The organism is Actinacidiphila rubida, from assembly GCF_900110255.1.
GTDB lineage: Bacteria > Actinomycetota > Actinomycetes > Streptomycetales > Streptomycetaceae > Actinacidiphila > Actinacidiphila rubida.
In genome coordinates, this window is record NZ_FODD01000028.1 from 1 (window position 1) to 25,327 (window position 25,327).

A 25,327-nucleotide genomic window follows, 5' to 3' on the forward strand; every position below is an offset into this window, starting at 1 on the left:
GTGCATACGGGTTCGTACGCAGTCTTGCCCGGGGGCCGCGCACATTTCTCTGCGGGGAGCACTTCCTCCCCACCCCCTCCCGCTGATCCACCGTGCGGCGGGGGACATGGGACACGGCCAAGCTCTGTCCTCCCGCAGACGGGGACGGGCCGGAGGGGGACGATCCGGGTGTGTCCCCGCAGAGCTTTGCAAGGCCCCGGCCCACCTCTTCGGAAAAAGCCGCCATGCAAAGCTCGAGGAGACACTCCCGGAGTGGCCCCTGACCCCACCCACCGACGTGCACCGCCAGGGGCGCGGGGAACTGCGCGACAAGCCACGACGAGCCCGGCAGACGGGTACGGCGGCCCGGGGGCAGCCCGGATGCCGCGGGGGGCGCGGGGTCCCCCAGCCTTCGGCCGGGAGGTGCCCCCAACGCGACCAGCCGAGACGAGACCCGCGGACGGCAGCGCGCAGCGCCGGGCACCCCGGAGCCCGAACACACCACCGGCCGGTGGACAACGAGCAAGCCCCGGGGGCACCCCGTCGGCACCCCGTTGGCCACCCCGTGGGGGCCCGTCTTGGGTAAAGCCACTCCAAGGAGTGACGCGGCGGCCGTAGGGCTGACTCGGTGGTGGGGGCCAACTAGGGTGCCCGGGAAACGCACCGCGGGACATTGCGGCAAACAGCCGTACGGCATTGCGATGTCGGTGGGCGGTGCGACAGTGGGGAGAGGCCGCCACCGGGGCGGTCACCACTGGCGCTGGGGGTGAACCGCGGTTGGCCGGAGAAGCAGGTGAAGCCTTCGCGCGGGCTCGCGCGCTCGCGGTGCTGCGTGTCCGCGGCATCGCCCTGGGCGCCGCCCTGCTGCCCGCCGCCGCGGCGGTCGTCCTGCACGTCGGGGTGGCGACGGGGCGGATCGGCCACGGATGGGACGGCGCCCGGTGGGGCGTCACCGCGGCCGCGCTCGTGGTACTGGCCGCCGCCGCGGCGATCGCCGCGGTGATGCTGCGGGGCAAGCCCGCGCCGTGCCCGACGGTGCCGCTCACCGAGGCCGCGGCGCCCGACCTCTACCGGATGGTCCGCGATCTCGCGGAGCGCCTGCGCGTGCCGGCGCCCGAGGCGATAGAGCTGACCCCGGACTGCGACAGCTGGCTGGAACCGGGGGACGGGCGGCCTGGGCGGCAGCCGGGTCCCGTGCTCGTCGTCGGCTCGCCGTTCCTGTGGTGGATGCGCATCGCCGAGCTGCGGGCGCTGCTCGCGCCGGTGGTGGCCGGCACGGGTGCCGCCGCCGATCCGGAGATAGCCGCGGCGCGCCGCTTCGTGCGCGGGCTCGACACCGCCGCGTGCGTGGCGGCGGGCGGCCGGTCCCGGCTGCTGCGCCCGGCGTACGCGGTGCTGGGCCGGACGGCTCGGCTGCTGCTGCGCGGCTGCCGCGTCCACGCGGGTGAGATGGAGCGCGGGGTGGCCGCGGCCGCCTCGGAGCGGGCGCAGGCGGTGGACTACGGGCTGCGGATCGTCGCGCAGGAGCAGGTGGGCCTCGCGTACGCGGGGTGGGACCGGCTGCTGACGCGCGTGGCCCTGCCCGCGTGGCGGATCGGCCGCTGGCCGGCCCGGCTGGACGCGGGTGTGGTGGCCGCGCTCACCGAACTGTCGCGGCGCGACCGCCTGGCGGAGGGCTTCGAGTCGCGGCTGGGCGAGCGCCCGGCGTGCGATCTGCTGGAGGAGCCCGGCGCGGTGGACGAGGCCGTCTCGCTGCTGGCCGCGCGGCTGTTCCACGGCGGTCCCGAGCGTCCCGGCCCCGGCTGGGCGCCGGTGAGCTGGGCCCGGTACCCCGAGGAGGTCGTGGAGCGGATCTGGCGGGCGGACGCGGCGCGCCTGATACGGGTGCTGGGCGAGGCCCAGACGCTCTCGGCCGCGCCCGCGATGTCGCGGGTGGCCGCGCGCGGCAGGGGCGTGCTGGTCGGGGAGAGCGCCGGGCAGGTGACGCTGGCCGCCGTGCTGGGACGGCTGTCGGCCGCCGGTACGGACGAGCTGGCCGCACGGCTGGACGCGGCGGTGGCCGGCGGCGGGGGCACCGGCTTCGCGGCGCCCGCGGGTCTTCCGCCCGTCGTCGGGGAGTTGCTGCCCCGCCGCACGGGCCGGGACCTGCTCGCCGACCACGTGGTCGCGGTGGTGTGCTGCGCGGCCCTGGACTCCGCGGGCGCGCGCCCCGGCCTGGACTGGCTGGACGGGCCCGCGCTGCTGGTCGGCGGCAGCCGCCGTACGGACCTGGCCGCGCCCGTGCTGCGCCTGGTCGAGCACGGTGACCCGGCGCCGCTGCGGGAGTGGCTGGCGGCCACCGGCGTCGCGATCGAGGCCGAACTGCGCCTCGGCTAGCGGGTCCCGGTGGACGGGGCCGGCACCCGGGCAGGGGCGTCCCACCCGGCCCGCGCCAATTCCGCTGGAAAGGGCGGGGGTTGGGCCCGGAGCGGTCACCGGCCGGGCGCGGTTCGGGGGCCCGTCGGGGCGCCGATGGCCGAAACCACGCACTGCGTAGGCAAATTGGCCCCGGAAAACACCACGAACGGTGACCACGAGTCAGCTTGGTGTGATGTGCTGGGTGGAGGGCCGCATCCTTGCTCCGTGGCGTGCGAGGGCGGTACGCGGGGCGGGAGGGAGGGGCGCGGTGAGTGTGGGACAGATCCGGCGGTGGGAGTCGGGAGCGCTCGCGCACGGGGTGTCGGACCCGTTCGGACAGGGCCCCCTGCCGTGGCTGCGCGGCGCGCCGCAGTACCTGGACGACGACGGCCAGGTGGTGCCCTGGTACGTCGACCTGGCCGTGAGCAGCGGGAAGTCGCCGCGCCGGCCGCACCTGCCGGGCCCGCGCCCGGCGGACGACGTGCGCCGCCAGATCAAGGGCTTCGCCGCGGACGGCGCGGTGTCACCGGGCGGCGCGATCGACTTCCGGATCACCGTGGACCCGCCGCAGGAGTTCACGGTCGACGTCTACCGCATCGGCCACTACCGCGGCGACGGCGCCTCCCAGGTCAGCGCCAGCCCGCGGCTGTCGGGCATCGCGCAGCCCGCGCCGCTGGAGGCGGGACGGACGGTTTCCTGCCACCACTGGTGGCAGTCGTGGCGGCTCCAGGTCCCCGCGTCGTGGCAGCCCGGCGCGTACGTGGCGGTGCTGACCACCGCCGACGGCTACCGCAGCCACGTGCCGTTCACCGTCAGGGACCTCCAGGCGCGGGCGGACCTGCTCCTGCTGCTGCCCGACATCACCTGGCAGGCGTACAACCTCTACCCCGAGGACGGGCGCACGGGCGCCAGCCTCTACCACGCGTGGGACCGCGAGGGCCGGCTGCTGGGCGAGGAGCAGGCGGCCACCACGGTGTCGTTCGACCGCCCCTACGCCGGCGCCGGCCTGCCGCTGCACATCGGCCACGCCTACGACTTCGTGCGGTTCGCCGAGCGCTACGGCTACGACCTGGCGTACGCCGACGCCCGCGACCTGCACGCCGGCCGCGTGGACCCGTCCCGGTACCGGGGCCTGGTCTTCCCCGGGCACGACGAGTACTGGTCGCCGCCGATGCGCCGGGCCGCCGAGAACGCGCGGGCGGCCGGCACCTCGCTGGTGTTCCTGTCCGCCAACACCATGTACTGGCAGGTCGATCTGGCGCCGTCGCCGGCCGGCGCCAAGGACCGCCTGATGTCGTGCCGCAAGCGCCGCGGTGCCCCGGGCCGCACCGCGCTGTGGCGGGACCAGGGCCAGCCCGAGCAGCTGCTGCTGGGCGTGCAGTACGCAGGAAGGGTTCCGCAGCCGTCCCCGCTGGTCGTCCGCAACGCCGGGCACTGGCTGTGGGAGGCGACCGGCGCCGGCGAGGGCGACGAGATCCCCGGCCTGGTCGCCGGCGAGGCCGACCACTACTTCCCGCGGGTGCCGCTGCCGGAGTCCACCGAGCGCATCCTGCTCGCGCACTCCCCCTACGAGGGCGCGGACGGCCGCAGGACCCACCAGGAGACGTCGCTGTACCGGGCGCCGAGCGGCGCGTACGTCTTCGCGTCGGGGACGTTCGCGTGGTCGCCCGCGCTGGACCGCCCGGGCCATGTGGACCCGCGGATCCAGCGCGCCACGGCGAACCTGCTGGACCGTATCTGCAAGCACGTGTGACCTCCCGTGCGCGCCGCTCCTTCCCGCGTGCGCGAGAATCGGTACCGAGCCACCGAGTGGGGAGGACCACCCATGTCCGGATTCGTCGACAAGCCCGAGCCCGTCCAGGTGCCGGGCCTTGTCCACCTGCACACCGGTAAGGTGCGCGAGCTGTACCAGAACGAGGCCGGAGAGCTGGTGATGGTCGCCAGCGACCGCACGTCGGCCTTCGACTGGGTGCTGCCGACCGACATCCCGGACAAGGGCCGCATCCTCACCCAGCTGTCCCTGTGGTGGTTCGACCAGCTCGCCGACGTGGTGCCGAACCACGTGATCTCCACCGAGGTGCCCGCGGGCGCCCCGGCGGACTGGAAGGGCCGCACCATGGTGTGCCGGTCGCTGTCGATGGTCCCGGTGGAGTGCGTGGCCCGCGGCTACCTCACGGGCTCGGGCCTGCTGGAGTACGACGAGCACCGCACGGTCTGCGGACTCGCGCTGCCCGAGGGCCTGGTGGACGGTTCGGAGCTGCCCGCGCCGATCTTCACCCCGGCGACGAAGGCGGCGGTCGGCGAGCACGACGAGAACGTCTCGTACGAGGAGGTCGCGCGGCAGGTCGGCGCCGAGACGGCGGCCCAGCTGCGCCAGACCACCCTGGCGGTCTACGGGCGCGGCCGCGACGTGGCCCGCGACCGCGGCATCATCCTGGCGGACACGAAGTTCGAGTTCGGCTACGACGGCGACGGCACGCTGGTGATCGGCGACGAGGTGCTGACCCCGGACTCCTCGCGCTTCTGGCCGGCCGACGAGTGGGAACCCGGCCACGCGCAGCCGTCGTTCGACAAGCAGATCATCCGCGACTGGCTGACGTCCGACGCGTCCGGCTGGGACCGCCACAGCGAGCAGCCGCCCCCGCCGCTGCCGGCCGACGTCGTCGCGCGGGTCCGCGCCCGCTACATCGAGGCGTACGAGCTCCTCACCGGCAGCACCTGGCAGTAGCCCGGATGGCCCCGGCCGACTCCGGGGCCCGCTCCGGGCACGACGAAGGCCCCGGTCGAATGACCGGGGCCTTCCTGCGTGGAGCGGACGACGAGATTCGAACTCGCGACCCTCACCTTGGCAAGGTGATGCTCTACCAACTGAGCCACGTCCGCAGGTGCTGGTGTCACTCTACCCGATGCCCGCGCCCACCCCGAAACTCCTTTTCCGGGGCGACGCCGGGCCGCCGTCCGGGCGCCATCCGCCGGACGCCGGCCGCGTCTTCCCGGTCGGTCCCGGCTCGGCCTCCGGGCGGCCCTGGTTCGCTTCGGCCCGCTTCGGGTACGACGAAGGCCCCGGTCGAATGACCGGGGCCTTCCTGCGTGGAGCGGACGACGAGATTCGAACTCGCGACCCTCACCTTGGCAAGGTGATGCTCTACCAACTGAGCCACGTCCGCACGTGCTGCAGTCACTATAACAAACAGTGACCAGAGCGGGTGACAGGAATTGCACACTGCGCCTCCCCCCTGGAAGGGGGGCGCTCTACTACTGAGCTACACCCGCGTGGACTCCGCTGACCTGGACCTTTCGGCCCCTGCCCTCGGCGTGACCACCACACTAGCGGACGGATGGGGGTGACTGTCCAATCGGCCGGGGCGGCCGGGTCGCGCGTCGCGCACGTCCCGCCGCCCGTTGCCCCGTGTGCGGCCGGCCGGCCAACCGGCTGGTCAGCCCGCCTTGTTGAAGGCCTCGTAGACCTTCTTCGGGATGCGGCCGCGGGCCGGGACCTCGAAACCGTTCGACTGGGCCCAGGCGCGCACGGTGGCGGGCGTCGGGGCGATCGGGGTGCGCTTGTAGGCGCGGCCGGAAAGCGTGCGGCGGCGGCCGGCCTCCACGTAAGGCGCCAGATCATTGCGCAGTTTGTCCGCGTTCTTGGACGAGAGGTCGATCTCGTACCACTGCCCGTCGACGCCGAATGCGATGGTTTCCGCGGCTTCGCCGCCATCCAGGTCATCGGCGAGGGTGACCAGTACGCGTTGCGCCATGGGGATCGGTCCTTTCTCAGGCCATAGGCTCGCCCGGACGCCGGCGGTGAGCGCGGGGCCACGGTGGGGTGCCGTGGCGGGTCCACTCGGCCGCGCGCGGGCCAACCGGAGGTGTCGGCGTGCTTGCATTTGTGCTGATGTCACATGGGTCACATGCGTGGTGTCGCGAAAAGGCGGGACGGCGGTAGCCGACGGTCCTGATAATTCCCGCGGAAGACCGCCCGCAAGCATCGGGTGTTCGCCTTCTCGCACGGGGACCCTATGTTTTCCGTCGACGTTTCCCCAGGCATTTCGTCAGCCGATACATAAACGTGATCCGGACCCGCCGCGCCCCAGGCGTCACACGCTGCTATATCAACGCGCGTAGATTTTCCCACCGGGTACGCTGAGAGAACCTCACGCACCACACCACCGGGAGTGCCAGTGGCACGCGTCGTAGTCGACGTCATGCTCAAGCCGGAGATCCTCGACCCCCAGGGCCAGGCGGTGCAGCGTGCACTGCCGCGCCTGGGCTTCGACGGGATCTCCGACGTCCGTCAGGGAAAGCGCTTTGAACTCGAGGTCGAGGGGCCGGTCGACGACGCCGCCCTCGCCCGCATTCGGGAGATGGCGGAAACGTTTCTCGCCAACACCGTGATCGAGGACTTCAATGTAAAGGTGGAGTCGTGACTGCACGCATTGGCGTCGTCACATTCCCGGGAACACTCGACGACCGCGACACCCAGCGCGCGGTGCGGGTCGCGGGCGGCGAAGCGGTCCCGCTGTGGCACCGCGACAAGGACCTGAAGCAGGTCGACGCGGTCGTTCTGCCGGGCGGCTTCAGTTACGGCGACTATCTGCGGGCCGGCGCGATCTCCCGTTTCTCGCCGGTGATGGAAACGATCATCGAGCAGGCCAGGGCCGGAATGCCGGTCCTGGGCATCTGCAACGGCTTCCAGGTCCTGTGCGAGGCGCACCTGCTGCCCGGCGCGATGCTCCGCAACACCGCGCTCCACTTCGTCTGCCGCGACCAGCGGCTGCGGGTGGAGACCAGCGGCACCGCGTGGACCGCCGACTACACGGCGGGCCAGGAGATCTCCATCCCGCTGAAGAACATCGACGGCCGCTACACCGCCGACGAGCGCACCCTGGACGAGCTGGAGGCCGAGGGCCGCGTCGCGTTCCGCTACGCCACCGGCGGCCCGGCCGCGGACGGCTACGGCAACCCCAACGGGTCGCTGCGCGACATCGCCGGCATCACCAACGCGGCGGGCAACGTCGTGGGCCTCATGCCGCACCCCGAGCACGCGGTGGAGACGCTCGTCGGCACCGGCCGCACGGACGGCCTCGGGTTCTTCACCTCGGTACTGAAGAAGTTGGTCTCCGCATGAGTCTCGACACCGTCAAGCAGGCCGAGCAGACGCCGGAGGCGGCGCAGCCGTGGCAGGAGCTCGGCCTCAAGGAGGACGAGTACGCCCGCGTCCGGGAGATCCTCGGCCGGCGCCCCACCGGCGCCGAGCTGGCGATGTACTCCGTGATGTGGTCGGAGCACTGCTCGTACAAGTCGAGCAAGGTGCACCTGAAGCAGTTCGGCGAGAAGGCACCGAAGACCGACGCCCTGCTCGTCGGCATCGGTGAGAACGCCGGTGTGGTGGACGTCGGCCAGGGCTACGCCGTCACCTTCAAGGTGGAGTCGCACAACCACCCCTCCTACATCGAGCCCTACCAGGGCGCGGCCACCGGCGTCGGCGGCATCGTCCGCGACATCCTGGCGATGGGCGCCCGCCCGGTCGCGGTGATGGACCCGCTGCGGTTCGGCGCGGCCGACCACCCCGACACCAAGCGCGTGCTGCCGGGTGTCGTGGCCGGCATCGGCGGCTACGGCAACTGCCTGGGCCTGCCGAACATCGGCGGCGAGGTCGTCTTCGACCCCTGCTACCAGGGCAACCCGCTGGTCAACGCCCTCTGCGTGGGTGTGATGAAGCACGAGGACATCCACCTGGCCAAGGCGTCCGGCGCCGGCAACAAGGTGATCCTCTACGGTGCGCGGACCGGCGGCGACGGCATCGGCGGCGTGTCCGTGCTGGCCTCGGAGACCTTCGAGTCGACCGGCCCGGCCAAGCGCCCCGCGGTCCAGGTCGGCGACCCGTTCCAGGAGAAGCTGCTCATCGAGTGCACCCTGGAGATCTTCCGCGAGAAGCTCGTCGCGGGCATCCAGGACCTCGGCGGCGCGGGCCTGTCCTGCGCGACGTCCGAGCTGGCCAGCGCCGGCTCCGGCGGCATGCGCGTCGAGCTGGACACGGTCCCGCTGCGCGACGCGACGCTCTCGCCCGAGGAGATCCTCATGAGCGAGTCGCAGGAGCGGATGTGCGCGATCGTCGAGCCCGGCAAGGTCGACCGCTTCCTGGAGATCTGCGAGAAGTGGGACGTCATCGCCACCGTCATCGGTGAGGTGACGGACGGCACGCGGCTGGAGATCTTCTGGCACGGCGACCTGATCGTCGACGTCCCGCCGCGGTCGGTCGCCCACGAGGGCCCGACCTACCACCGCCCCTACGCCCGGCCGGAGTGGCAGGACGCGCTGCAGGCCGACGACGCGAACGCGCTGCCGCGCCCCGCGACGTCCGAGGAGCTGCGCGCGCAGGTGCTGCGGGTGGCCGGCTCGCCCAACCAGGCGTCCAAGGCGTGGATCACCGACCAGTACGACCGGTTCGTGCAGGGCAACACGATCCTGGCGCAGCCCGAGGACTCCGGCGTGATCCGCATCGACGAGGAGACCAACCTCGGCGTCGCGGTCGCCACCGACGGCAACGGCCGCTACGCCAAGCTCGACCCGTACGCGGGTGCGCAGCTGGCGCTGGCCGAGGCGTACCGCAACGTCGCCGCGACGGGCGCGAAGCCGCTGGCGATCTCGGACTGCCTCAACTTCGGCTCGCCCGAGGACCCGGCGGTGATGTGGCAGTTCGCGGAGGCCACCCGCGGTCTGGCCGACGGCTGCCTGGCGCTGGGCACCCCGGTGACCGGCGGCAACGTCTCGCTCTACAACCAGACCGGTGAGACGGCCATCCACCCCACACCGGTGGTGGCGGTGCTCGGCGTGATCGACGACGTCACGCGGCGCACGCCGATGGCGTTCACGGACGAGGGCCACCTCATCTACCTGCTCGGTGACACCCGCGAGGAGTTCGGCGGCTCGGCCTGGTCCCAGGTCGTCCACGACCACCTCGGCGGCCTGCCGCCGGCCGTGGACCTGGACCGCGAGCGGCTGCTCGGCGAGATCCTGATCTCCGGTTCCCGCGACGGCATGATCGACGCGGCGCACGACCTGTCGGACGGCGGTCTGATCCAGGCGGTCACCGAGTCCTGCCTGCGCGGCGGGCACGGCGCGCGCCTGGTCGTCCCCGACGGCCTGGACGCGTTCACGTTCCTGTTCTCGGAGTCCGCGGGCCGGGCGATCGTGGCGGTGCCGCGCTCCGAGGAGATGCGGTTCACCGACATGTGCGGGGCGCGCGGCCTGCCGGCCACCCGCATCGGTGTGGTCGACGGCGACTCCGTCGACGTCCAGGGCGAGTTCACGCTGCCCCTGGAGGAGCTGCGCGAGGCGCACGAGACGGCGATTCCCGCGCTGCTGGCCTAGTCACGTGCCGCCGGCGCGGTGGCGGGACCCCTCCCGCCGCCGCGCCGGAACGGCGCGATGACCTTCCGCACGGCCTCGCCCGCGCCCCAGCCGCCGTCGCCGTGGGCGATGGTGCTCAGCAGTTCGCGCAGGTGGAGGAGGGGCATCCGCTCCCGCCAGCCGTCCTGGAGCCCGGCGACCTCCGCGTAGACGGCGAAGAGGCGCTCGGACTGCGGGACGCGCGGCGCGCACCACAGCATGCTGAGGTCCACCTCGGGCCAGGTGTAGGAGACGGCCGGGTCGACGAGCACGGGCGCGCCGTCCCCGGTCGCGACGACGTTCTCCTGCCACAGGTCGCCGTGCGTCAGGCAGGGCCGCTGCGCCGGGACGAGGTCGGGCAGGGAGGCGCACAGCCGTTCCAGCGCCCGCCGGTCGTCCCGGTCGAACTCCGCGTCGACCAGCGGCTCGTCGAGCCAGCGCAGGATCCGCCGCTGCGCGAAGAAGACGTGGCCGTCGGAATCCCAGGTGTTGTCCTGCCGGAGCCGGCCGAGCCATCCGTCGTGGTGCCAGCCGAACCGGTCGCCGGTGGTGGACGTGTGCAGCGCGGCGATCATGTGCCCGAGGGCCTCCCAGAACCGCGCGTCGTCCGGCCGCGGTCCCATCCGCTCCAGCACGAGCAGCCGCGGGGAGGCGCACAGCACGTCCGGGGTGGTCGCGCCGCCGAGCGCGCGCAGCGCGGCCAGGCCCGCGGACTCCACGGTGAACACGTCCTGTTCGGGCCCGAGGAGGGTCTTGGCGAAGAGCCGGGTGCCGTCCTGGAGGGTCGCGAGCCCCGCGACGGCGACGGCGCCGCCGGTGGCGCGCTCCACTTCCCCGACGGCGTAACCGGCGTCGCGCAGCCGCTCGGTGAGGATCTCCTCGTGCGGGGTCCGTGGCGGCCGTGGCGTCCCCGGCATCGCTGGCGTCCGTGACATCCGTGCATCTGAGCACGGCGGCACGCGGTCACGCCAGAGCCGGACCCGGCGCCCCGGCGGCAGGTCACCGGAAAACGGCTGGCCGGTCGTCGATCGCCGCTGGTAGACAACACGGCATGAAGGAGAACGAGTGGGAGCTGCTGCTGGCCGAACGCGCCTGCGAGCGCCTCATCGTGGAGCTGCTCCGCCGCCTGGACCTCGGGGAGCCGGCGAGCGTCCGCGAGCTGTTCACCGAGGACGGCGTCTGGGAGTGGCCCGCCGGCGAGCGCCTGATCGAAGGGCGCGACGCACTCGGTGAGTACTTCGGCGGGCGCCCCGCCGACCGGCTGTCGCGCCGGGCGTGCAGCAACATCCTGGTGACCGTCGACTCCCCCACGACGGCCACCGCCACCTCGTACTTCGCCACGTACCGCGTCGACGGCCACGACGGCACCACGCTCACCGCACCGCGGCTGCCCGCGAACGTCGGCCACTACGAGGACGCCTTCCGCAAGGTCGACGGCACCTGGCTGCTCTCCCGCCGCACCCTCCACCTCGCCTTCGGCGGCCCGACCGAACGGCTCAGCGGGAGCTGACGCCGTCCGCCGCGGCGCCCAGCTCCGCGGCGAGGCCGGCGCGCCACGAGGGGTGGGCCGGGGCCCAGCCCAGGGACTGCTTGGCGCGGGAGTTGGCGGCGCCGCGCAGGCGCGTGAGGTAGGCGGCGCCCCACGAACCCGCCGCCAGGCGGGCCAGGAACGCGGGGACCTGCCGGGGCTTCGGGGCGCCGAGCATCTCCGCGAGCGCGGGCAGCCAGGCGTCGAGCCGCGCGGGGTCGTCGTCGACGACGTTCAGCACGCCGCGCACCTGCGGCCGGGTGAGGGCCGCGACCAGCGCATCGGCCGCGTCGCGGGTGTGGGTGAACGAGAACGTGCTGCCGCCGTCGCCCGCCACCGGCAACTTACGCGCGCGGACCGCGGCGGCGCTCGAGCCGTCGGCCGCGAAGACCGTGCCGGGGCCGTAGAGGTGCCCGAACCGGAGCACGAGCCCGCCGGCCTCCTCCGTGGTGATCCGCTCCAGCGTCCGCAGCGCGTCCAGCGCCTTCGCGAACTCCTTCGGCGGGTTCCGCCAGAGCGGCGCGTCCTCGTCCGCGAGCCCCGGCGCCGGATCGTACCCGTAGGCCAGCCCCTGCACGACGAAGCGTCCCGCGCCCGCGTCCCGCGCCGCCTGCGCGAGCGTGCGCGTCGCCTCCGTGCGCAGCCGGTTCGTCACCGCGAAGTCCCGTTCCAGCTTGCGGGGGTTGATCTGCCACGGGATCGCGGTGAGGAGGTGCAGCACCGCGTCCGGCATCGCCTCCCGCACCGCCTTCCCCAGCGCCGCCGCGTCCAGCGCGTCCACCGCGACGCCCCTGACGCCCCTCCCCGCCTTCGGAGCGCGCGACAGCGCGACCACCTCGTGCCCGCCCTCGACGAGCAGCGGCACGACCTGCCGCCCGATGACACCCGTCGCGCCGGCGACAACCACCCTCATGATCCTTCTCCTCTTCGTCCGTCCTCCGGTTCCGGGGAGTGGACGGGTGAGGGGGTCACCGCGTGACAGCTTCCGGGAGTTCGCGGCTGTGACGGTGGTCACGCCCGGGTCGGCGCGACCGCGGCGACGAGCCCGGCTCCCTCAGGCGAGGGGGAACTCGCCGGCCTTCACCGCTCCGGGATGGGAGCGAGGTCGTGTGGTTCACGCTGCGCCTCCCGGGCCCGGGCCCGGAAGGCGGTCGCCACCCGGTGGGATGCCCGGTGCGTCGCGGCTGCTGACCGGCGGCGCGGTCGCCGCCGGTCGGCGGGCCGCGCGGTTACGGTGGGCGGATGAGCGCAGCACGGCGGTCGGACGAGGATGAGCGGGAGGCGCCGCGGCGGATCCATCCGGTCAAGCGGGTGGCGCTGGCCACCGCCGGGACCCTGGTGCTGCTGCTGGGCGTCGCGCTGCTGGTGCTGCCCGGGCCCGGGACGCTGCTGGTGCTGGCCGGGCTGGTGATCCTCGGGCGGGCGGTGCCGGCGGTGTCCCGGTTCGAGGAGCCGGTGCGGGTGCGGGCGATGCAGGCGATGGAGGCGAGCGTCGCCTCGGGCTGGCGGATCGCCGGTTCCGTCCTGACCGGACTCGGCCTGATCGCGGCCGGCGTGGTGTGGGGCGTCCGGCCCGTGTCGGGGCTGCCGTTCGCGGGCTGGAGCACCGGCTCCAGTCTCATCCTGTCCGGCGTGGTCCTGCTCGGCCTGCTCGCCTGGAGCCACCGCCGCGTCCGCCGCGGGCGGCAAGGCGGCTGACTCCCGCCCCTCCCTTCGTGGTTGGCTGTTCCCGCCATACCCGCATGACCGTATGACCGTATGAACGGAACACCAGCAAAGGACCGGGCATGTTCGAGTACAAGGTCGTCACCTTCCGCGAGTCGCTCATCGGCGACGCCCTGGACAGCGACAAGTTGGAGAAGACGCTCAACAAGCACGCGGAGGACGGCTGGGCGCTGAAGGCCCTGACCGCCGCCGACGTGAAGGGCCGCATAGGCCCCGGCGCCGTCGAGGGCCTCCTCCTCACCTTCGAGCGCCCCCGCCAGGGCTGAGTCGAGCGCCGTGCCCGGCCCGCCGGCCCGCTGAGAGCTACGCTCGTGGCGGCAGAGGGACTTGGCATGAGTAGTCGTACGATCACGCTCGGTTTCTGATCGTTGTATGATCAGAAGCCGAGCGTGCCTGAACGGCTACAGGGAGGTGCGGGTTGACCGCAGTGGACGACCGGCCGCAGACCCGGGATCACGCGCAGATGAGCCTGGAACTCTTCGAGCAACTGGCGACTGACGCCGAGCGCGGTGAAGAGGGGCTCCGGTTCGAGTTCCTCGGTGGGAAGTTGGGGGTCCAGCCCATGCCGGACAGCGTGCACGCGGCGATGGTCTCGTGGCTGGTGAGGCAGTGCATGCAGCAGAAGCCGCACTGGGATCTGATGACGGGCTTGGGTCTCAAAGTGGAGACCTACCGAGAAGGGCGAGCGGTTCCTGACGGCGCTCTCGTGCCGGAGGACCACTTCTTGGGCGGGCCCGGCGTGGCGTGGGCGGAACCCGACGGCGTGCTCATGACCGTCGAGGTCACGTCGTACGACCGCGACACCAATCAGCGGGACCGGATCGACAAGCCCCGCGCCTACGCCGAAGCCGGGATCCCGGTCTTCCTGCTGATCGGCTGTGACAGCGGCGACGTGACCGTGCACAGCAAGCCGGTCGACGGCAGGTACCGCGACCGGCACACCGTCGCCTTCGGCGAGAAGGTCGCGCTCCCTGAGCCCGTCGGGATGCACGTGGACACCCAACGCCTCGTCGATCTGGGGCAGTCGGGCCGGGGCTGAGACCGCCGGGCGGCGGCCTCGGGCGGGTGGAACCGGGGGGCTTGGGGCGGCGTGGTGCTCTGTGGCAGGGTGTGGGGCCCGGCAGGCACCGGCACGAGGGGACGGAGCGGGGGATGCCCGACCTGGGGTACGACCTGAGCGCGCTGGAGATGTTCAGCGGGCAGCTCGACACGGTCAGGAAGGGGCTGGAGGAGAGCCACGCGGCCATCGACTCCTACGACGCCGACTACGGGCACGGCTCGGTCAGGGACGCCATGCACCACTTCGAGAGCCACTGGCGGGACGGCCGCGGCCACGTCGAGCACACCGCGGGCAGCCTGTCCTCCATGGTCACCGAGGCCGTCAAGGCGTACACCAAGGTCGACGAGGACCTGGCCCAGCAGCTGACGCGGAAGGCCGGCCAGTGAGCGGCGCGGGCAGCGACGGGCCGCGGCTCGACACGGGATACGGCTACGCCCTGACCGTGCCCGGCAGCTGGTTCGAGGTCGACGTGCGCCCGGCGACCCGGGCCGCCTCCGCCGCCGAGCTCGTCAACCGGCGGATCACCGACCTGCCGGAGCTGCGCGAGCGTCGCGCGGACATCGTGCGGATCGTCCGCAAGCAGGCCGCCGCGGCCTGGGACGCGGGCGCCGTCTACTGCGCGGTGATGGCCGAGCCCGTCGCCGACGGTCTGCTGCCCGCCTGCGCCACCGTGTCGTTCCTGCCCGGCCCGGCCGACGCCCGCAGCGACGCGGACGACCGCCTCGCGCCGCTGCTGTCCACGTTCCGCACCCGGACCGCGAAGCGGGACGACGACCCGTGGACCGAGGTCGCCACCGTCGACCTGCCGCACGCCGGCGCGGCCGCCCGCACCTACGGCGTCGAGGACGTCGAGGACCCCGACCACGCGGACCGGCCGGCCGGCGCCGGCCCGGTCCGCTCCGTGCGCGTCGTGACGATGCAGACCTTCGTGCCCGTGCCCGACGTCAACCGCGTCGCGCTCGTCTCCTGCAGCAGCCCGGCCGTGGAGGTCGCGCCCGCGCTGCTGGACGTCTTCGACGCGATCACCGGAACCTTCCGCCTCTTCCCCGCCGCCGATCTCGTGAAGGGTGTCTGACGATGGGCCGCCCCACCGACTGGCACGTCCTGGACCTGGACGGCGACCCGACGCCGGGTGACGTCCAGCGCCTGCGCGAACTGGTCCGCAGGACCCGCACGATCGCCGACGACGCCGAGGGCGCCGCGCGCACCGTGCGCGGCCTGGCCGGCGACCAGGCCGCGATGACGTGGATCGGCGCGGCCGGTGACGTCTTCAAGGACGCCATCGGGAAGTTCCCCGGCCAGCTCGACAAGGTCGCCGCCTCGCACCACATGGCCGCCGACGCGCTCGACGGCTACGCCACCGACCTCGGCCACGCCCAGGACCAGGCCGACCGGGCGCTCGCCCAGGCCCGCGAGGTCCACGACACGGTGCAGGCGCTGCACAGCCGGCTCGCGACCGCCACCGGCAGCCTCGACGCGCTGAACAGGCCCGCCGCGTCGCCGCAGCCGCCGGACCCCGCACAGGTCAAGGAGCAGGCGCGCAGGCACACCGCGGCGCAGGACCAGGTCACCTCCCTGCAGTCCCAGCTCAGCGGCCCGCAGGCCCAGTTGGAGGCGGCGAGGAAGCTGGCCGGGCAGGCGGCGGAGCTGCGCGACCACGCGGCCGACACCGCGAGCAGGAAGCTGCACGACGCCTCGGACGCCGGCATCCCGCCGGACTCGTTCTGGCACAAGCTCGGCGACATCGCGGCGAAGGTGTGGCACGGACTGATCGTCGTCGCGAAGATCGTCGTCGCCGTCGGCGGCATCATCGCGCTGATCATCGGCGGCCCGATCGCCTGGGTCGTCTTCGCCGCGGCGCTGCTCGTCCTGGCCGACACCGTCTACAAGTACACGCAAGGCCAGGCGTCGTTGTGGGATGTGGCACTCGCGGCCCTGAGCTGCATCCCGATGACGAAGGGCCTGACCACCCTCGGCGAACTCCGCACCGCCTTCGAGGAGGGCGGCCTCGTCGGCGCGGGCGTGCACGTCCTGGGCGCGGGGTGGGGCGCGGTGAAGGGCATGGGCACGGCCGCCAAGGCCCTGTGGGAGGGCCGCACCGCGCTGCCCGGGCTGATGCGGGCGCTCCCGTTCACGGCGTGGGGCAAGCTGACGCAGATGTCGACCGAGGTCCGGTACGGCGCCGAGGGGCTGCTGACCGGTTTCGGGACCGGGTTCTCCGACGGCTCCGGCCTCTTCGGCTCGTTCCGCAACGGCTTCTCCGAGGCGATGGACGGCTTCGGCGCGGGCCGCACCACGGCGCGGGACCTGGCGTCGTACCAGGCCAGGGCGTGGCAGGGATCGGGCGCCTACCTCGGGATCGACGTCTTCCACGACACGGTGATCCCGGCGGGCACCAACCTGGAGGTGCTGCACCCGGCGCTCACCGGCTTCGCGGTGCCCGAGGGCACCATGGCCCGGCTCGGACTGGACTCCGCGGACATCAGCCACGCGGTCCAGGTCGGCCCGTCCGACCTGGAGCCGGGCCGCATCCTGCACGAGTACCGGACCCAGGGCGTGACCATCCACTTCACCGCGGACACCCCCGCGGCGACCGGTGTCGCCCGGGCCAACCCGCAGTTCGGCGGGGGCGGCGGAACCCAGTTCTTCGTCCCCGGCCTCCCGGACAAGGTCGGCGCGGGCACCGTCACCGTCATCGACTCGGCCGGCAGCGGCCGCGTGCTGCCGATGGTCAACAACTACGTCGCCGACACCAGCGCGGGCGGTCACATCCCGCTCCACAACTTCGACCTCCCGGCCGGTTCGCCGATCCTCACCAACAAGCAGACCGGGGACACCGTCAGCGGCGGCATCACCCTCGTCACCGGCCTCACCCGTGCCGGTGTCACCGGCTCCGACGTCACCGCGCCGAGCAGGTGAGCTCCGTGAACGATTCGCCCGAAGCCCCGGTGACGATCGCCTCGTCCGGTACCCCCGGCAACCGCCACGCCCACCTGGACCCGGTCGTCGAGGCGGAACTGGCCTGGGGGAACCGGGTGTCGTCGACGTGGGGACGTACGGACAAGCTGCTGGACGACCGGTCGCTGACGCTGGCGGAGCCGTTCCATGTGGCCGAGCTGCGGCGGACGTTCCGCTTCCCGGCGAACATCAGGCTGTGGGCGATCCTGCCGCGGCCGGGGCACCCGCGGGAGAAGCCGCGGATGCTCCTGACGGACACCGACGGCTACGTCACCGTCCACGCCCCGCTCCCCGCGGACTGGCCGCATGGCGAAGGGGAGGTGGCGCTGTGAGCGGCGAGTCGCCGGCGGACTCGGTGGAGGCGCTGGAGCTGGCGCTGAACCCGCTGGTCTTCCGGATCGCGGACAGCACCGTGCTGATCGGGGTGAAGGCCACCGACCGCGGGCCGGAGCTGATGTACACGGACGTGGGGGACACGGTGTGCGCGGTGGCGTACACCGATCCGGAGGAGATCCGGCGGGACCTGCCGGACGGCTACCGGCTGTTCCAGATCACCGTGCCGGACCTGCTGCGGCGGCTGCATCCGGGGTGCGGGCTGCTGATCGGGCCGCGGGCCGCGTCGCCGCTGATGGTGATGCCCTACGAACGGGAGGCCGTGCTGGCGGCGAGCGTGCCGTTCCCGGCGGGCGCGCCGATCAGGATCAAGAAGCACGGCGTGCCGCACCGCGCGCTGATGGCGGCCGCGCTGCCGCGCATCGAGGCCGAGCCCGGCGTGCTGCGGGTCTACCTCACCCGCTACCAGGTCGCGGACGCGCGCATGAAGCTGCTGGTGGTCTACGAGAACGACCCCGCTGCCGAGGGCGCCGACGCGACCGCCGCGGACGCCTTCGTCGACGCGGCCGCGGCGATCGAACTGGCGGACCCGATGCAGGTCGTGGCGCTGGGCGACGTGCCGGAACCGTTCCTCGGGATGCTGCTGAAGGACGTGCCGCCGGCGTATGTCCGCCCAGGGCTGACACGCTGACCTGGAGTGGGGCGCGGGGCTAGTCTCGGGCCATGGCCGACGTCCGACGTACCCCCGCCCGCCGTCCCCGCACCTACGACCCGGCGAGGACCTGGGCCGCGCTGCTCGCGCAGGTCGGGCATGTGCGGGACGCGGTGCGGGAGTTGACACCGGAGCAGTGGGCGGCCGACAGCGGGCTGCCGGGCTGGGACGTGCGCACCCTGGTGGTGCACATCGTGCGGCAGGTCACCGCGGTGCGGGTGCTGCTCGCGGAGGAGCCGATGCCGCCGGGGACGCCGGTCACCTCGCTGGACACCTGGGCGCGGTCCACCGCCGGCATCGCGGACCGGCTCGACGAGGACACCCGCGAGACCGCGGCGGCGACCGGCGACCCGGTGGCCGTGCTCGACGCCGAGGCCGAACTGCTCGCCGCGCAGGAGAGGGACGCGGTGCGCGCGGACCTCGTCGTGCCGCACGTCTTCACCGCGATGCGCTCCCTGGACTTCACGGTGACCCGCCTCGTGGAGCTCGTGGTGCACAGCGACGACCTGGCGCGGGCCACCGGCGTGGACGTGGTCATGGACCGGCAGGCCGTCGCGGCCGTCGTGCGGCTGCTCGCCGACGCGCTGGCCGCCGCCGCGCCCGGCAACTCGGTCGAGGTCCGCGTCCCGCCGTACGCGGCCGTGCAGTGCGTGGAGGGTCCGCGCCACACCCGCGGGACCCCGCCGAACGTCGTCGAGACCGACCCGCTGACCTGGATCCGGCTGGCCACCGGGCGCGTCTCGTGGAGTGAGGCGGTGGCCGCGGCGAAGGTCGCGGCGAGCGGCGAGCGGGCCGACCTGGGCCCGTACCTTCCGGTCATGGGGTGAGGGGACGCACATGGGCGAGCACGGCGACGGCGACGGCGGCGGACGCGAGGACGGCGACGGCGGACGCGAGGACGAGCGCGGACGGACGCAGGGGCCCGCGCGGGCCGCACGCGCGTCGTGGCGCCCCGGCGCCGGCGCCTGGCTGATGGGTGCCCTCTTCGTGCTGCTGCTCGCCGGCGTCCTCGTCGACGACCTCGGCGGCAGCCCCCCGTGGTGGCGGGTCGCCGCTCAGACGCTGGGCCTGCTCGGCACCGGCTCGGTCGCGCTGCGCATGCTCGGCTGGCGCATCACGGCAACCCCGGAGGGGCTGCGGGTCCGCACCCTCGCGGGGGTGCGGCTGGTCCCGTGGGACGAGACGTCCGCCGCGGTCGCGGTGGGCGGCGGCACCCTCTCCCTCCTCGGTGCCTGCGGCGGCAGGAGCACCGAGAGCACCGAGAGCACCGAGCCCGCCGAAACGGCCGAGAGCACCGAGCCCGCCGGGCCCGCCAAGACCACGGAGAACGTCGTCATCGATTACACAGGGTTCCGGCGCCCGCACCGGCTGGCCGCCGAGATCGGCGCGATGATCGCCGATCCGGCCCTGCGGCCGGTCGCCTGACCCCCGCCCGACCAACGTCACATCCCTTGTGCCCCAAGGCACTACGCGCATAGAACCGAGGAAACCAAGGGTCCCTCGTTCGGACGATCCGCGATCCTGCCCTAGACTCGTCATCGTGCCTCGTGGTGACGGACGACTCAGCCACGACCTCCTTCCCGGCGAGAAGGGCCCCCAGGACGCTTGCGGCGTCTTCGGTGTCTGGGCCCCCGGTGAAGAGGTCGCCAAACTCACCTACTTCGGGCTGTACGCCCTGCAGCACCGCGGACAGGAGTCCGCGGGCATCGCAGTGAGCAACGGCTCCCAGATCCTGGTCTTCAAGGACATGGGTCTGGTCTCCCAGGTCTTCGACGAGACCTCGCTCGGCTCGCTGACCGGCCACATCGCCGTCGGCCACGCCCGCTATTCGACCACCGGCGCGTCCGTGTGGGAGAACGCCCAGCCCACCTTCCGCGCGACCGCGCACGGCTCGATCGCGCTCGGTCACAACGGCAACCTGGTCAACACCGCGGAGCTGGCCGAGATGGTCGCCGCGCTGCCCCAGGGGCCCGGCCGGGCCACGAAGGTCGCCGCGACCAACGACACCGACCTGGTCACCGCACTGCTGGCCGGCCAGGTCGAGGACGACGGCACGCCGCTGTCCGTCGAGGAGGCCGCCGCGCGCGTCCTGCCGAAGGTCAAGGGCGCGTTCAGCCTCGTCTACATGGACGAGCACACCCTCTACGCCGCGCGCGACCCGCAGGGCATCCGGCCGCTGGTGCTGGGCCGCCTGGAGCGGGGCTGGGTGGTCGCCTCGGAGTCCGCCGCGCTGGACATCTGCGGCGCCAGCTTCGTCCGCGAGATCGAGCCCGGCGAGCTGATCGCCATCGACGAGAACGGGCTGCGCACCTCCCGCTTCGCCGAGGCCCGGCCCAAGGGCTGCGTCTTCGAGTACGTGTACCTGGCGCGCCCCGACACCGACATCGCCGGCCGCAACGTCTACCTGTCGCGGGTCGAGATGGGCCGCCGCCTCGCCAAGGAGGCGCCGGTCGACGCCGACCTGGTGATACCGACGCCGGAGTCCGGCACGCCCGCCGCGGTCGGCTACGCCGAGGCCAGCGGCATCCCCTACGGCTCCGGCCTGGTGAAGAACTCCTACGTGGGCCGGACGTTCATCCAGCCCTCGCAGACCATCCGCCAGCTGGGCATCCGGCTGAAGCTGAACCCCCTCAAGGAAGTCATCCGGGGCAAGCGCCTGGTGGTCGTGGACGACTCGATCGTCCGCGGCAACACCCAGCGGGCGCTGGTCCGGATGCTGCGCGAGGCGGGCGCGGCCGAGGTGCACGTGCGGATCTCCTCGCCGCCGGTGAAGTGGCCGTGCTTCTTCGGCATCGACTTCGCCACCCGCGCCGAGCTGATCGCCAACGGGATGACCGTGGAGGAGATCGGCACCTCGCTGGGCGCCGACTCGCTCGCCTACATCTCCCTCGACGCCATGGTCGAGGCGACCACGATCGCCAAGCCCAACCTGTGCCGGGCCTGCTTCGACGGCGAGTACCCGATGGAGCTTCCCGACCCCGAGCTGCTCGGCAAGCAGCTGCTGGAGGTCGAGCTGGCCGGCGGTGCCGACGCCGCCGACGCCCTGCGCAGGCCGTGACCAGGAAGCGCCGTGCCGCGGCCGGGCGGTCCTCCGCCCGGTGTCGCGCGGTCCGGCCCGCCGTCCCCGCCCCGGCCCGAGTCCTCGCGGCAACCCGCGGGCTCGCGGCAACCCGACACGAAAGTGCCAGTCATGTCTGAGTCAACCGGTGCCAGCTACGCCGCCGCCGGCGTCGACATCGAGGCGGGCGACCGCGCCGTCACGCTGATGAAGGAGTGGGTCCGCAAGGCCACCCGCCCCGAGGTGGTCGGCGGCATCGGCGGCTTCGCCGGGCTCTTCGACGCCTCCGCCCTCAAGCGCTACGAGCGCCCGCTGCTCGCCTCGGCCACCGACGGCGTCGGCACCAAGGTCGACATCGCCCGCCGGATGGGCGTCTACGACACCATCGGCCACGACCTGGTCGGCATGGTCGTCGACGACCTCGTGGTGTGCGGCGCCGAGCCGCTGTTCATGACCGACTACATCTGCGTCGGCAAGGTCCACCCGGAGCGGGTCGCGGCGATCGTCAAGGGCATCGCGGAGGGCTGCGTGCTGGCCGGCTGCGCCCTCGTCGGCGGCGAGACCGCGGAGCACCCGGGCCTGCTGGGCGCGGACGACTTCGACGTGGCGGGCGCCGGCACGGGCGTGGTCGAGGCGGACGGCCTGCTCGGCGCGGACCGTATCCGAACGGGTGACGCGGTAATCGCGATCGAGTCGTCCGGACTTCACTCGAACGGGTACAGCCTGGTCCGCCACGTGTTCTTCGACCGGGCCGGCTGGGAGCTGGACCGGCAGGTCCCGGAGTTCGGCCGGACCCTCGGCGAGGAGCTGCTGGAGCCGACGAGGATCTACTCGCTGGACTGCCTGGCGCTGGCCCGCACCACGCAGGTGCACGCGTACTCGCACATCACCGGCGGCGGCCTGGCCAACAACCTGGCCCGGGTGATCCCGGACGGCCTGCACGCCACCGTCGACCGTTCGACGTGGACGCCGGACCCGGTGTTCGGCGTGGTCGGCGAGCTGGGCGGGGTGGCACGGCTGGAGCTGGAGCGGACCCTGAACATGGGCGTCGGCATGATCGCCGTGGTGCCGCAGGAGTCCGTCGACGTCGCTCTCGCGGTGCTGGCCGACCGGGGCGCCGAGGCGTGGGTGGCCGGCGGGATCACGGCACGCGAAAGCGGCGCGGCCGCGGTGGAGCTGGTCGGCGACTACGCGGGCTGAGCGGCGGACGATGACCCCGGGGAGCTGTCCGGCGGCCTTCCGGGCCGGAGACCTGGAAGGCCGGGGAAACCCCTGCCGAAGCGACGACGAAACCCGGTCCGGGAGGCCCGGACCGGGTCAGCGTGCGAGCGGCGTCAAGCGCGGCGGCGCTGCGAGGAGGACTGGGACTCGTCCTCGTCCTCGTCGTCCTCGTCGTCGTTGTACAGATCCGCGTACTGTGCGTACGGGTCGTCTTCCACCTCGTCGTCATCGTCCACCTCGGCAGGCTCGGCGTTAACCGGCCTCGTCGACGATGCGCCCAGCTCTTCGGCCAGACGTGAGAGATCCGTGCCGCCGCTGTTGTACTTCAGCTGGCGGGCGACCTTCGTCTGCTTGGCCTTGGCCCGGCCGCGCCCCATGGCTCGACCCCCTCAACGGCGGGGCTCGACGGCCCCGAGTCTTGACACGCGTTCATGAATCGGAGCGGTCTCCCGGAGAGAGACCGGTCCGTAGGGCCTCAACGGTACCTGCTTCCGACGCCGCACGGTACGTCGCCCGCACGACGCGCGTCGGAACAGGCGCCTTTGGCGGCCCCGTCCTGGCTGGTCAGGCCCGATTTTACCTTCTTCTAGCGCGAACTTGCTATCGGGCCGTGCTCTCGGTCACGCCGAGGGGTCGCGGAAGCGTTCACGGCTGACGCCCACGCCTCTCACGACCCCTCGAACCACCGTCGTCACATCGCGCTACGACTGCACCCGCAGCCAGTCGGCGGCCGGCGTGCGCTCGGCCATCCGCTGCTCGGCGAGGCGGTCGGCGGCCACGGCCGGCGGCACCCCGTCGGCCTTCGCGCGCGCGAAGATCGCCAGCGTGGTGTCGAAGATCTTCGTCGCCTTGGCCTTGGCCCGGTCGAAGTCGAAGCCGTGCAGCTCGTCGGCGACCTGGATGACGCCGCCGGCGTTCACCACGTAGTCCGGGGCGTAGAGGATGCCGCGGTCGGCGAGATCCTTCTCCACACCCGGGTGGGCGAGCTGGTTGTTGGCCGCACCGCACACCACGGTGGCGGTCAGCGCGCCGACCGTCGCGTCGTCCAGCGCGTGCCCGAGCGCGCAGGGGGCGTACACGTCGAGCGGGGAGCGGACCAGGACCTCAGCGTCGTGCACCGCGGTGACGTCCGGGTGACGGGCGATGATCCGCTCGACGGCTTCGGCGCGTACGTCGGTGATCACGACCTCGGCGCCGTCCTCCACCAGGTGCTCGACGAGGTGGTGGCCGACCTTGCCGACGCCGGCCACGCCGACCCGGCGGCCCTTGAGCGTGGACTCGCCCCACTGGGCCTGGGCGGCGGCGCGCATGCCCTGGAAGACGCCGAAGGCGGTGAGGACCGAGGAGTCGCCGGCGCCGCCGTTCTGCGGGGAGCGGCCGGTGGTCCAGCGGTTCTCGCGGGCGATCACGTCCATGTCGGACACGTAGGTGCCGACGTCGCAGGCCGTGACGTAGCGGCCGCCCAGGGAGGCGACGAAGCGGCCGTAGGCGAGCAGCAGCTCCTCGGACTTCAGCGTGTCCGGGTCGCCGATGATCACGGCCTTGCCGCCGCCGAGGTCGAGGCCGGCGAGCGCGTTCTTGTACGACATGCCGCGGGCGAGGTTGAGTGCGTCGTCCACGGCCTCCTCGTCGGAGGCGTAGGGGAAGAAGCGGGTACCGCCGAGGGCGGGGCCCAGGGCGGTGGAGTGGACGGCGATGACGGCCTTCAGGCCGGTGGCGCGGTCCTGGCAGAGGACGACCTGCTCGTGCCCGCCCTGCTCCGATCGGAACAGTTTGGCGAGTACGCCTTCGTTCGAGGGCGAGGTCTGTCGTACGTCGGTCACGGTGGTGACTCCCATAGTCCAGTCGATCCCAGTTGCGTGGTGTGTCACGGGGCTCGCGCCCCCCGTACGGGTGGCGGAGGGCTTGATGGCCTCAGGGTAGGCCCTCGGGGTCCCGTCACGGGTATCGATCCGGCCGGGCAAGAGGGCGTATCAGGCCACGGAGGGGGCGCGCGGAAGCAGTGGCCGGGATCACCTCCGGGGCGCCGGGCCGCGTGGGACGATCGAGGTGCCGCCCGTAGCCAGCGGGCCGGCCGGTCGGCTGTGCAGGGCGGCGAGGGAGCGGGTGTGGGCGGTTCACCGATCGTGGTCCCGTACGCGGCGTATCTGCGCGTGTACGAGCCGCTGGCGGCCTTTCCCGAGCCCGAGCGCACCCACTGGTACCGGTATGCCTCCGCGGGCACCGTGCGCACCGCTCAGGACGAGCTGCGGCAGGCCCTGGCGGACCTGGTGCCGGTGCCGCCGATCGCGGTCCCGGTGCGGGAGAGCGGGGACGCGTTCGTGGCGGTGGTCGGCGGGGTGACGCACATCTGCCCGTGGCGGACCCGGCTGCGCGGCTGGCTGGCGCTGGAGCACGCCGGCGACCTGGTGCCGGAGCCGGTGCTCGACGCGATGCTGCCGCCGGTGGTCCGGCTGCAGGCGGCGGCCGACCACGAGGCCTGGCGGGAGCGCAACCCCGACGCGCGGCCGTGGATCCGCAGTGCGACGTGGCACGTGCCGGTGCGCTGGTTCACCCTCGTCAGCGACGACGAGCGGGAGTACGAGCCGGCGGGCGCGGGGGAGTCCAAGGAGCCGGTGCTGCGCTACCGGACGCCGATGGTGCAGGCGCGGCGGCGGGTGGCACGGACGCTGCGGGTGCTCAAGGACGCCTTGGAGGAGAGCCCGTTGATCGACGGGCTGATCGATGTCGGCCGGTGGCTGGAAGAGTTCCATCCGCGTTCACTGGTCGAACTCGACTACGGCGGGCTGGTGCACGCCCTGGGGCCGGACCTGCTGGCCGAGGACCACTCGGCGGCCGACATCGCGGAGGGTCTGGGGGCGCTGCGGGAGGGCGACTCGACGGCGGCGGGCGTGGCCTACGACCGGCTGACCGAGCGGTGGCGGCGGGTCCGCGAGCTTCAGTTCTCCAACTGACGGACCTCTACCG

The 25,327-nt window shown here is 73.1% G+C and carries 25 protein-coding genes and 3 tRNA genes; 20 read left to right on the forward strand and 8 right to left on the reverse strand.

Features of this window, described 5'->3' with window-relative positions; translation table 11 throughout:
* Nucleotides 1-756 precede the first annotated feature (756 nt).
* The 3 genes from BMW99_RS25845 to BMW99_RS25855 all read left to right on the forward strand — a co-directional run bounded on the left by BMW99_RS25845 (nucleotide 757) and on the right by BMW99_RS25855 (nucleotide 5,104).
* Nucleotides 757-2,355, forward strand: coding sequence for a hypothetical protein (locus tag BMW99_RS25845; protein ID WP_075017618.1), 1,599 nt, complete (start codon nucleotides 757-759; stop codon nucleotides 2,353-2,355).
* A gap of 289 nt (nucleotides 2,356-2,644) precedes the next feature.
* Entirely contained in the window at nucleotides 2,645-4,129 is a 1,485-nt protein-coding gene (locus tag BMW99_RS25850) for a N,N-dimethylformamidase beta subunit family domain-containing protein (RefSeq protein ID WP_075017619.1), read from the forward strand.
* A gap of 72 nt (nucleotides 4,130-4,201) precedes the next feature.
* A complete protein-coding gene (locus BMW99_RS25855; RefSeq protein WP_069463022.1) occupies nucleotides 4,202-5,104 on the forward strand; it encodes a phosphoribosylaminoimidazolesuccinocarboxamide synthase in 903 nt (300 codons plus the stop codon).
* A gap of 79 nt (nucleotides 5,105-5,183) precedes the next feature.
* Here the strand turns inward: BMW99_RS25855 and BMW99_RS25860 are convergent.
* From BMW99_RS25860 to BMW99_RS25875, 4 genes are all read right to left on the reverse strand, one after another.
* Nucleotides 5,184-5,259, reverse strand: a tRNA-Gly gene (locus BMW99_RS25860).
* 208 nt (nucleotides 5,260-5,467) lie between these two features.
* Nucleotides 5,468-5,543, reverse strand: a tRNA-Gly gene (locus BMW99_RS25865).
* A gap of 34 nt (nucleotides 5,544-5,577) precedes the next feature.
* Nucleotides 5,578-5,649: transfer RNA gene (locus tag BMW99_RS25870), tRNA-Gly, on the reverse strand.
* A 164-nt stretch (nucleotides 5,650-5,813) separates the two neighbouring features.
* Nucleotides 5,814-6,131 carry a histone-like nucleoid-structuring protein Lsr2 gene (locus BMW99_RS25875; protein ID WP_069463023.1) on the reverse strand — a complete coding sequence of 106 codons (318 nt, stop codon included), beginning with the start codon at nucleotides 6,129-6,131 and terminating at the stop codon, nucleotides 5,814-5,816.
* Nucleotides 6,132-6,554: 423 nt separating this feature from the next.
* Between BMW99_RS25875 and purS the strand changes: the two genes are divergently transcribed.
* From purS to purL, 3 genes are read left to right on the forward strand one after another with little or no spacing between them, the layout of a single operon-like run.
* Nucleotides 6,555-6,800: a phosphoribosylformylglycinamidine synthase subunit PurS gene (gene purS, locus BMW99_RS25880; RefSeq protein ID WP_069463024.1), complete on the forward strand. Its 246-nt coding sequence runs from the start codon at nucleotides 6,555-6,557 to the stop codon at nucleotides 6,798-6,800.
* Nucleotides 6,797-7,501, forward strand: coding sequence for a phosphoribosylformylglycinamidine synthase subunit PurQ (purQ, locus tag BMW99_RS25885; protein ID WP_069463025.1), 705 nt, complete (start codon nucleotides 6,797-6,799; stop codon nucleotides 7,499-7,501). The genes purS and purQ overlap by 4 nt, the downstream gene beginning before the upstream one ends.
* Nucleotides 7,498-9,747 carry a phosphoribosylformylglycinamidine synthase subunit PurL gene (purL, locus tag BMW99_RS25890; protein ID WP_069463026.1) on the forward strand — a complete coding sequence of 750 codons (2,250 nt, stop codon included), beginning with the start codon at nucleotides 7,498-7,500 and terminating at the stop codon, nucleotides 9,745-9,747. The genes purQ and purL overlap by 4 nt, the downstream gene beginning before the upstream one ends.
* Here purL and BMW99_RS25895 read toward each other — a convergent pair.
* On the reverse strand, nucleotides 9,744-10,700 hold the full coding sequence (locus tag BMW99_RS25895; protein ID WP_245791626.1) for a fructosamine kinase family protein: 957 nt from the start codon (nucleotides 10,698-10,700) through the stop codon (nucleotides 9,744-9,746). The two genes, purL and BMW99_RS25895, sit on opposite strands and share 4 nt — an antisense overlap.
* A gap of 116 nt (nucleotides 10,701-10,816) precedes the next feature.
* On the opposite strand from BMW99_RS25895, the gene BMW99_RS25900 reads away from it, so the two are divergent.
* Entirely contained in the window at nucleotides 10,817-11,275 is a 459-nt protein-coding gene (locus BMW99_RS25900) for a nuclear transport factor 2 family protein (protein WP_079138328.1), read from the forward strand.
* On the opposite strand, the gene BMW99_RS25905 is transcribed toward BMW99_RS25900, so the two are convergent.
* Entirely contained in the window at nucleotides 11,262-12,206 is a 945-nt protein-coding gene (locus BMW99_RS25905) for an NAD-dependent epimerase/dehydratase family protein (protein ID WP_069463028.1), read from the reverse strand. The genes BMW99_RS25900 and BMW99_RS25905 overlap by 14 nt on opposite strands.
* A 329-nt stretch (nucleotides 12,207-12,535) precedes the next feature.
* Here BMW99_RS25905 and BMW99_RS25910 point away from each other — a divergent pair, with 329 nt between their 5' ends.
* From BMW99_RS25910 to purM, 12 genes are all read left to right on the forward strand, one after another.
* Entirely contained in the window at nucleotides 12,536-12,991 is a 456-nt protein-coding gene (locus BMW99_RS25910) for a PGPGW domain-containing protein (RefSeq protein WP_069463029.1), read from the forward strand.
* Between the two features lie 89 nt (nucleotides 12,992-13,080).
* Entirely contained in the window at nucleotides 13,081-13,284 is a 204-nt protein-coding gene (locus BMW99_RS25915; protein WP_069463030.1) for a DUF4177 domain-containing protein, read from the forward strand.
* 197 nt (nucleotides 13,285-13,481) lie between these two features.
* Nucleotides 13,482-14,057 carry a Uma2 family endonuclease gene (locus BMW99_RS25920; protein WP_069463032.1) on the forward strand — a complete coding sequence of 192 codons (576 nt, stop codon included), beginning with the start codon at nucleotides 13,482-13,484 and terminating at the stop codon, nucleotides 14,055-14,057.
* Nucleotides 14,058-14,170: 113 nt separating this feature from the next.
* Complete coding sequence (locus BMW99_RS25925; protein ID WP_075017620.1) at nucleotides 14,171-14,464, forward strand: DUF6507 family protein; 294 nt, start codon at nucleotides 14,171-14,173, stop codon at nucleotides 14,462-14,464.
* Entirely contained in the window at nucleotides 14,461-15,153 is a 693-nt protein-coding gene (locus BMW99_RS40850; protein ID WP_075017621.1) for a hypothetical protein, read from the forward strand. The genes BMW99_RS25925 and BMW99_RS40850 overlap by 4 nt, the downstream gene beginning before the upstream one ends.
* 2 nt (nucleotides 15,154-15,155) lie before the next feature.
* Nucleotides 15,156-16,997, forward strand: a complete 1,842-nt coding sequence (locus BMW99_RS40855) for a hypothetical protein (protein WP_075017622.1) — start codon at nucleotides 15,156-15,158, stop codon at nucleotides 16,995-16,997.
* A gap of 5 nt (nucleotides 16,998-17,002) precedes the next feature.
* Nucleotides 17,003-17,368 carry a hypothetical protein gene (locus BMW99_RS25940; RefSeq protein ID WP_141726594.1) on the forward strand — a complete coding sequence of 122 codons (366 nt, stop codon included), beginning with the start codon at nucleotides 17,003-17,005 and terminating at the stop codon, nucleotides 17,366-17,368.
* Complete coding sequence (locus tag BMW99_RS40270; RefSeq protein ID WP_075017624.1) at nucleotides 17,365-18,060, forward strand: hypothetical protein; 696 nt, start codon at nucleotides 17,365-17,367, stop codon at nucleotides 18,058-18,060. The genes BMW99_RS25940 and BMW99_RS40270 overlap by 4 nt, the downstream gene beginning before the upstream one ends.
* Nucleotides 18,061-18,092: 32 nt before the next feature.
* The gene (locus BMW99_RS25950; RefSeq protein WP_069463759.1) at nucleotides 18,093-18,908 is read left to right on the forward strand and encodes a maleylpyruvate isomerase family mycothiol-dependent enzyme; all 816 of its coding nucleotides are present in this window, start codon (nucleotides 18,093-18,095) and stop codon (nucleotides 18,906-18,908) included.
* A gap of 10 nt (nucleotides 18,909-18,918) precedes the next feature.
* Nucleotides 18,919-19,506, forward strand: a complete 588-nt coding sequence (locus tag BMW99_RS25955) for a hypothetical protein (protein ID WP_069463758.1) — start codon at nucleotides 18,919-18,921, stop codon at nucleotides 19,504-19,506.
* Nucleotides 19,507-19,621: 115 nt separating this feature from the next.
* Nucleotides 19,622-21,139, forward strand: coding sequence for an amidophosphoribosyltransferase (gene purF, locus BMW99_RS25960; RefSeq protein ID WP_069463757.1), 1,518 nt, complete (start codon nucleotides 19,622-19,624; stop codon nucleotides 21,137-21,139).
* Between the two features lie 132 nt (nucleotides 21,140-21,271).
* Nucleotides 21,272-22,339 carry a phosphoribosylformylglycinamidine cyclo-ligase gene (purM, locus tag BMW99_RS25965; protein WP_069463756.1) on the forward strand — a complete coding sequence of 356 codons (1,068 nt, stop codon included), beginning with the start codon at nucleotides 21,272-21,274 and terminating at the stop codon, nucleotides 22,337-22,339.
* 134 nt (nucleotides 22,340-22,473) lie between these two features.
* On the opposite strand, the gene BMW99_RS25970 is transcribed toward purM, so the two are convergent.
* A complete protein-coding gene (locus tag BMW99_RS25970; protein WP_069463755.1) occupies nucleotides 22,474-22,737 on the reverse strand; it encodes a DUF3073 domain-containing protein in 264 nt (87 codons plus the stop codon).
* A 324-nt stretch (nucleotides 22,738-23,061) separates the two neighbouring features.
* Complete coding sequence (locus tag BMW99_RS25975; RefSeq protein ID WP_176735492.1) at nucleotides 23,062-24,198, reverse strand: Leu/Phe/Val dehydrogenase; 1,137 nt, start codon at nucleotides 24,196-24,198, stop codon at nucleotides 23,062-23,064.
* Between the two features lie 270 nt (nucleotides 24,199-24,468).
* On the opposite strand from BMW99_RS25975, the gene BMW99_RS25980 reads away from it, so the two are divergent.
* Nucleotides 24,469-25,314, forward strand: coding sequence for a hypothetical protein (locus BMW99_RS25980; RefSeq protein WP_069463754.1), 846 nt, complete (start codon nucleotides 24,469-24,471; stop codon nucleotides 25,312-25,314).
* Nucleotides 25,315-25,327: the final 13 nt, after the last annotated feature.

Excerpts from the sequence above, each read along its gene's own strand:
- BMW99_RS25855 (WP_069463022.1), top strand. The coding sequence starts at position 4,202 with ATGTCCGGATTCGTCGACAAGCCCGAGCCCGTCCAGGTGCCGGGCCTT.
- BMW99_RS25920 (WP_069463032.1), top strand. The coding sequence starts at position 13,482 with ATGAGCCTGGAACTCTTCGAGCAACTGGCGACTGACGCCGAGCGCGGT.
- purM (WP_069463756.1), top strand. The coding sequence starts at position 21,272 with ATGTCTGAGTCAACCGGTGCCAGCTACGCCGCCGCCGGCGTCGACATC.
- BMW99_RS25955 (WP_069463758.1), top strand. The coding sequence starts at position 18,919 with ATGGGCGAGCACGGCGACGGCGACGGCGGCGGACGCGAGGACGGCGAC.
- BMW99_RS25905 (WP_069463028.1), bottom strand. The coding sequence starts at position 12,206 with ATGAGGGTGGTTGTCGCCGGCGCGACGGGTGTCATCGGGCGGCAGGTC.
- BMW99_RS25950 (WP_069463759.1), top strand. The coding sequence starts at position 18,093 with ATGGCCGACGTCCGACGTACCCCCGCCCGCCGTCCCCGCACCTACGAC.
- purL (WP_069463026.1), top strand. The coding sequence starts at position 7,498 with ATGAGTCTCGACACCGTCAAGCAGGCCGAGCAGACGCCGGAGGCGGCG.
- BMW99_RS25900 (WP_079138328.1), top strand. The coding sequence starts at position 10,817 with ATGAAGGAGAACGAGTGGGAGCTGCTGCTGGCCGAACGCGCCTGCGAG.
- BMW99_RS25875 (WP_069463023.1), bottom strand. The coding sequence starts at position 6,131 with ATGGCGCAACGCGTACTGGTCACCCTCGCCGATGACCTGGATGGCGGC.
- BMW99_RS25975 (WP_176735492.1), bottom strand. The coding sequence starts at position 24,198 with ATGGGAGTCACCACCGTGACCGACGTACGACAGACCTCGCCCTCGAAC.
- BMW99_RS25915 (WP_069463030.1), top strand. The coding sequence starts at position 13,081 with ATGTTCGAGTACAAGGTCGTCACCTTCCGCGAGTCGCTCATCGGCGAC.
- BMW99_RS25895 (WP_245791626.1), bottom strand. The coding sequence starts at position 10,700 with ATGTCACGGACGCCAGCGATGCCGGGGACGCCACGGCCGCCACGGACC.
- BMW99_RS25970 (WP_069463755.1), bottom strand. The coding sequence starts at position 22,737 with ATGGGGCGCGGCCGGGCCAAGGCCAAGCAGACGAAGGTCGCCCGCCAG.
- BMW99_RS25925 (WP_075017620.1), top strand. The coding sequence starts at position 14,171 with ATGCCCGACCTGGGGTACGACCTGAGCGCGCTGGAGATGTTCAGCGGG.
- BMW99_RS25910 (WP_069463029.1), top strand. The coding sequence starts at position 12,536 with ATGAGCGCAGCACGGCGGTCGGACGAGGATGAGCGGGAGGCGCCGCGG.
- BMW99_RS40855 (WP_075017622.1), top strand. The coding sequence starts at position 15,156 with ATGGGCCGCCCCACCGACTGGCACGTCCTGGACCTGGACGGCGACCCG.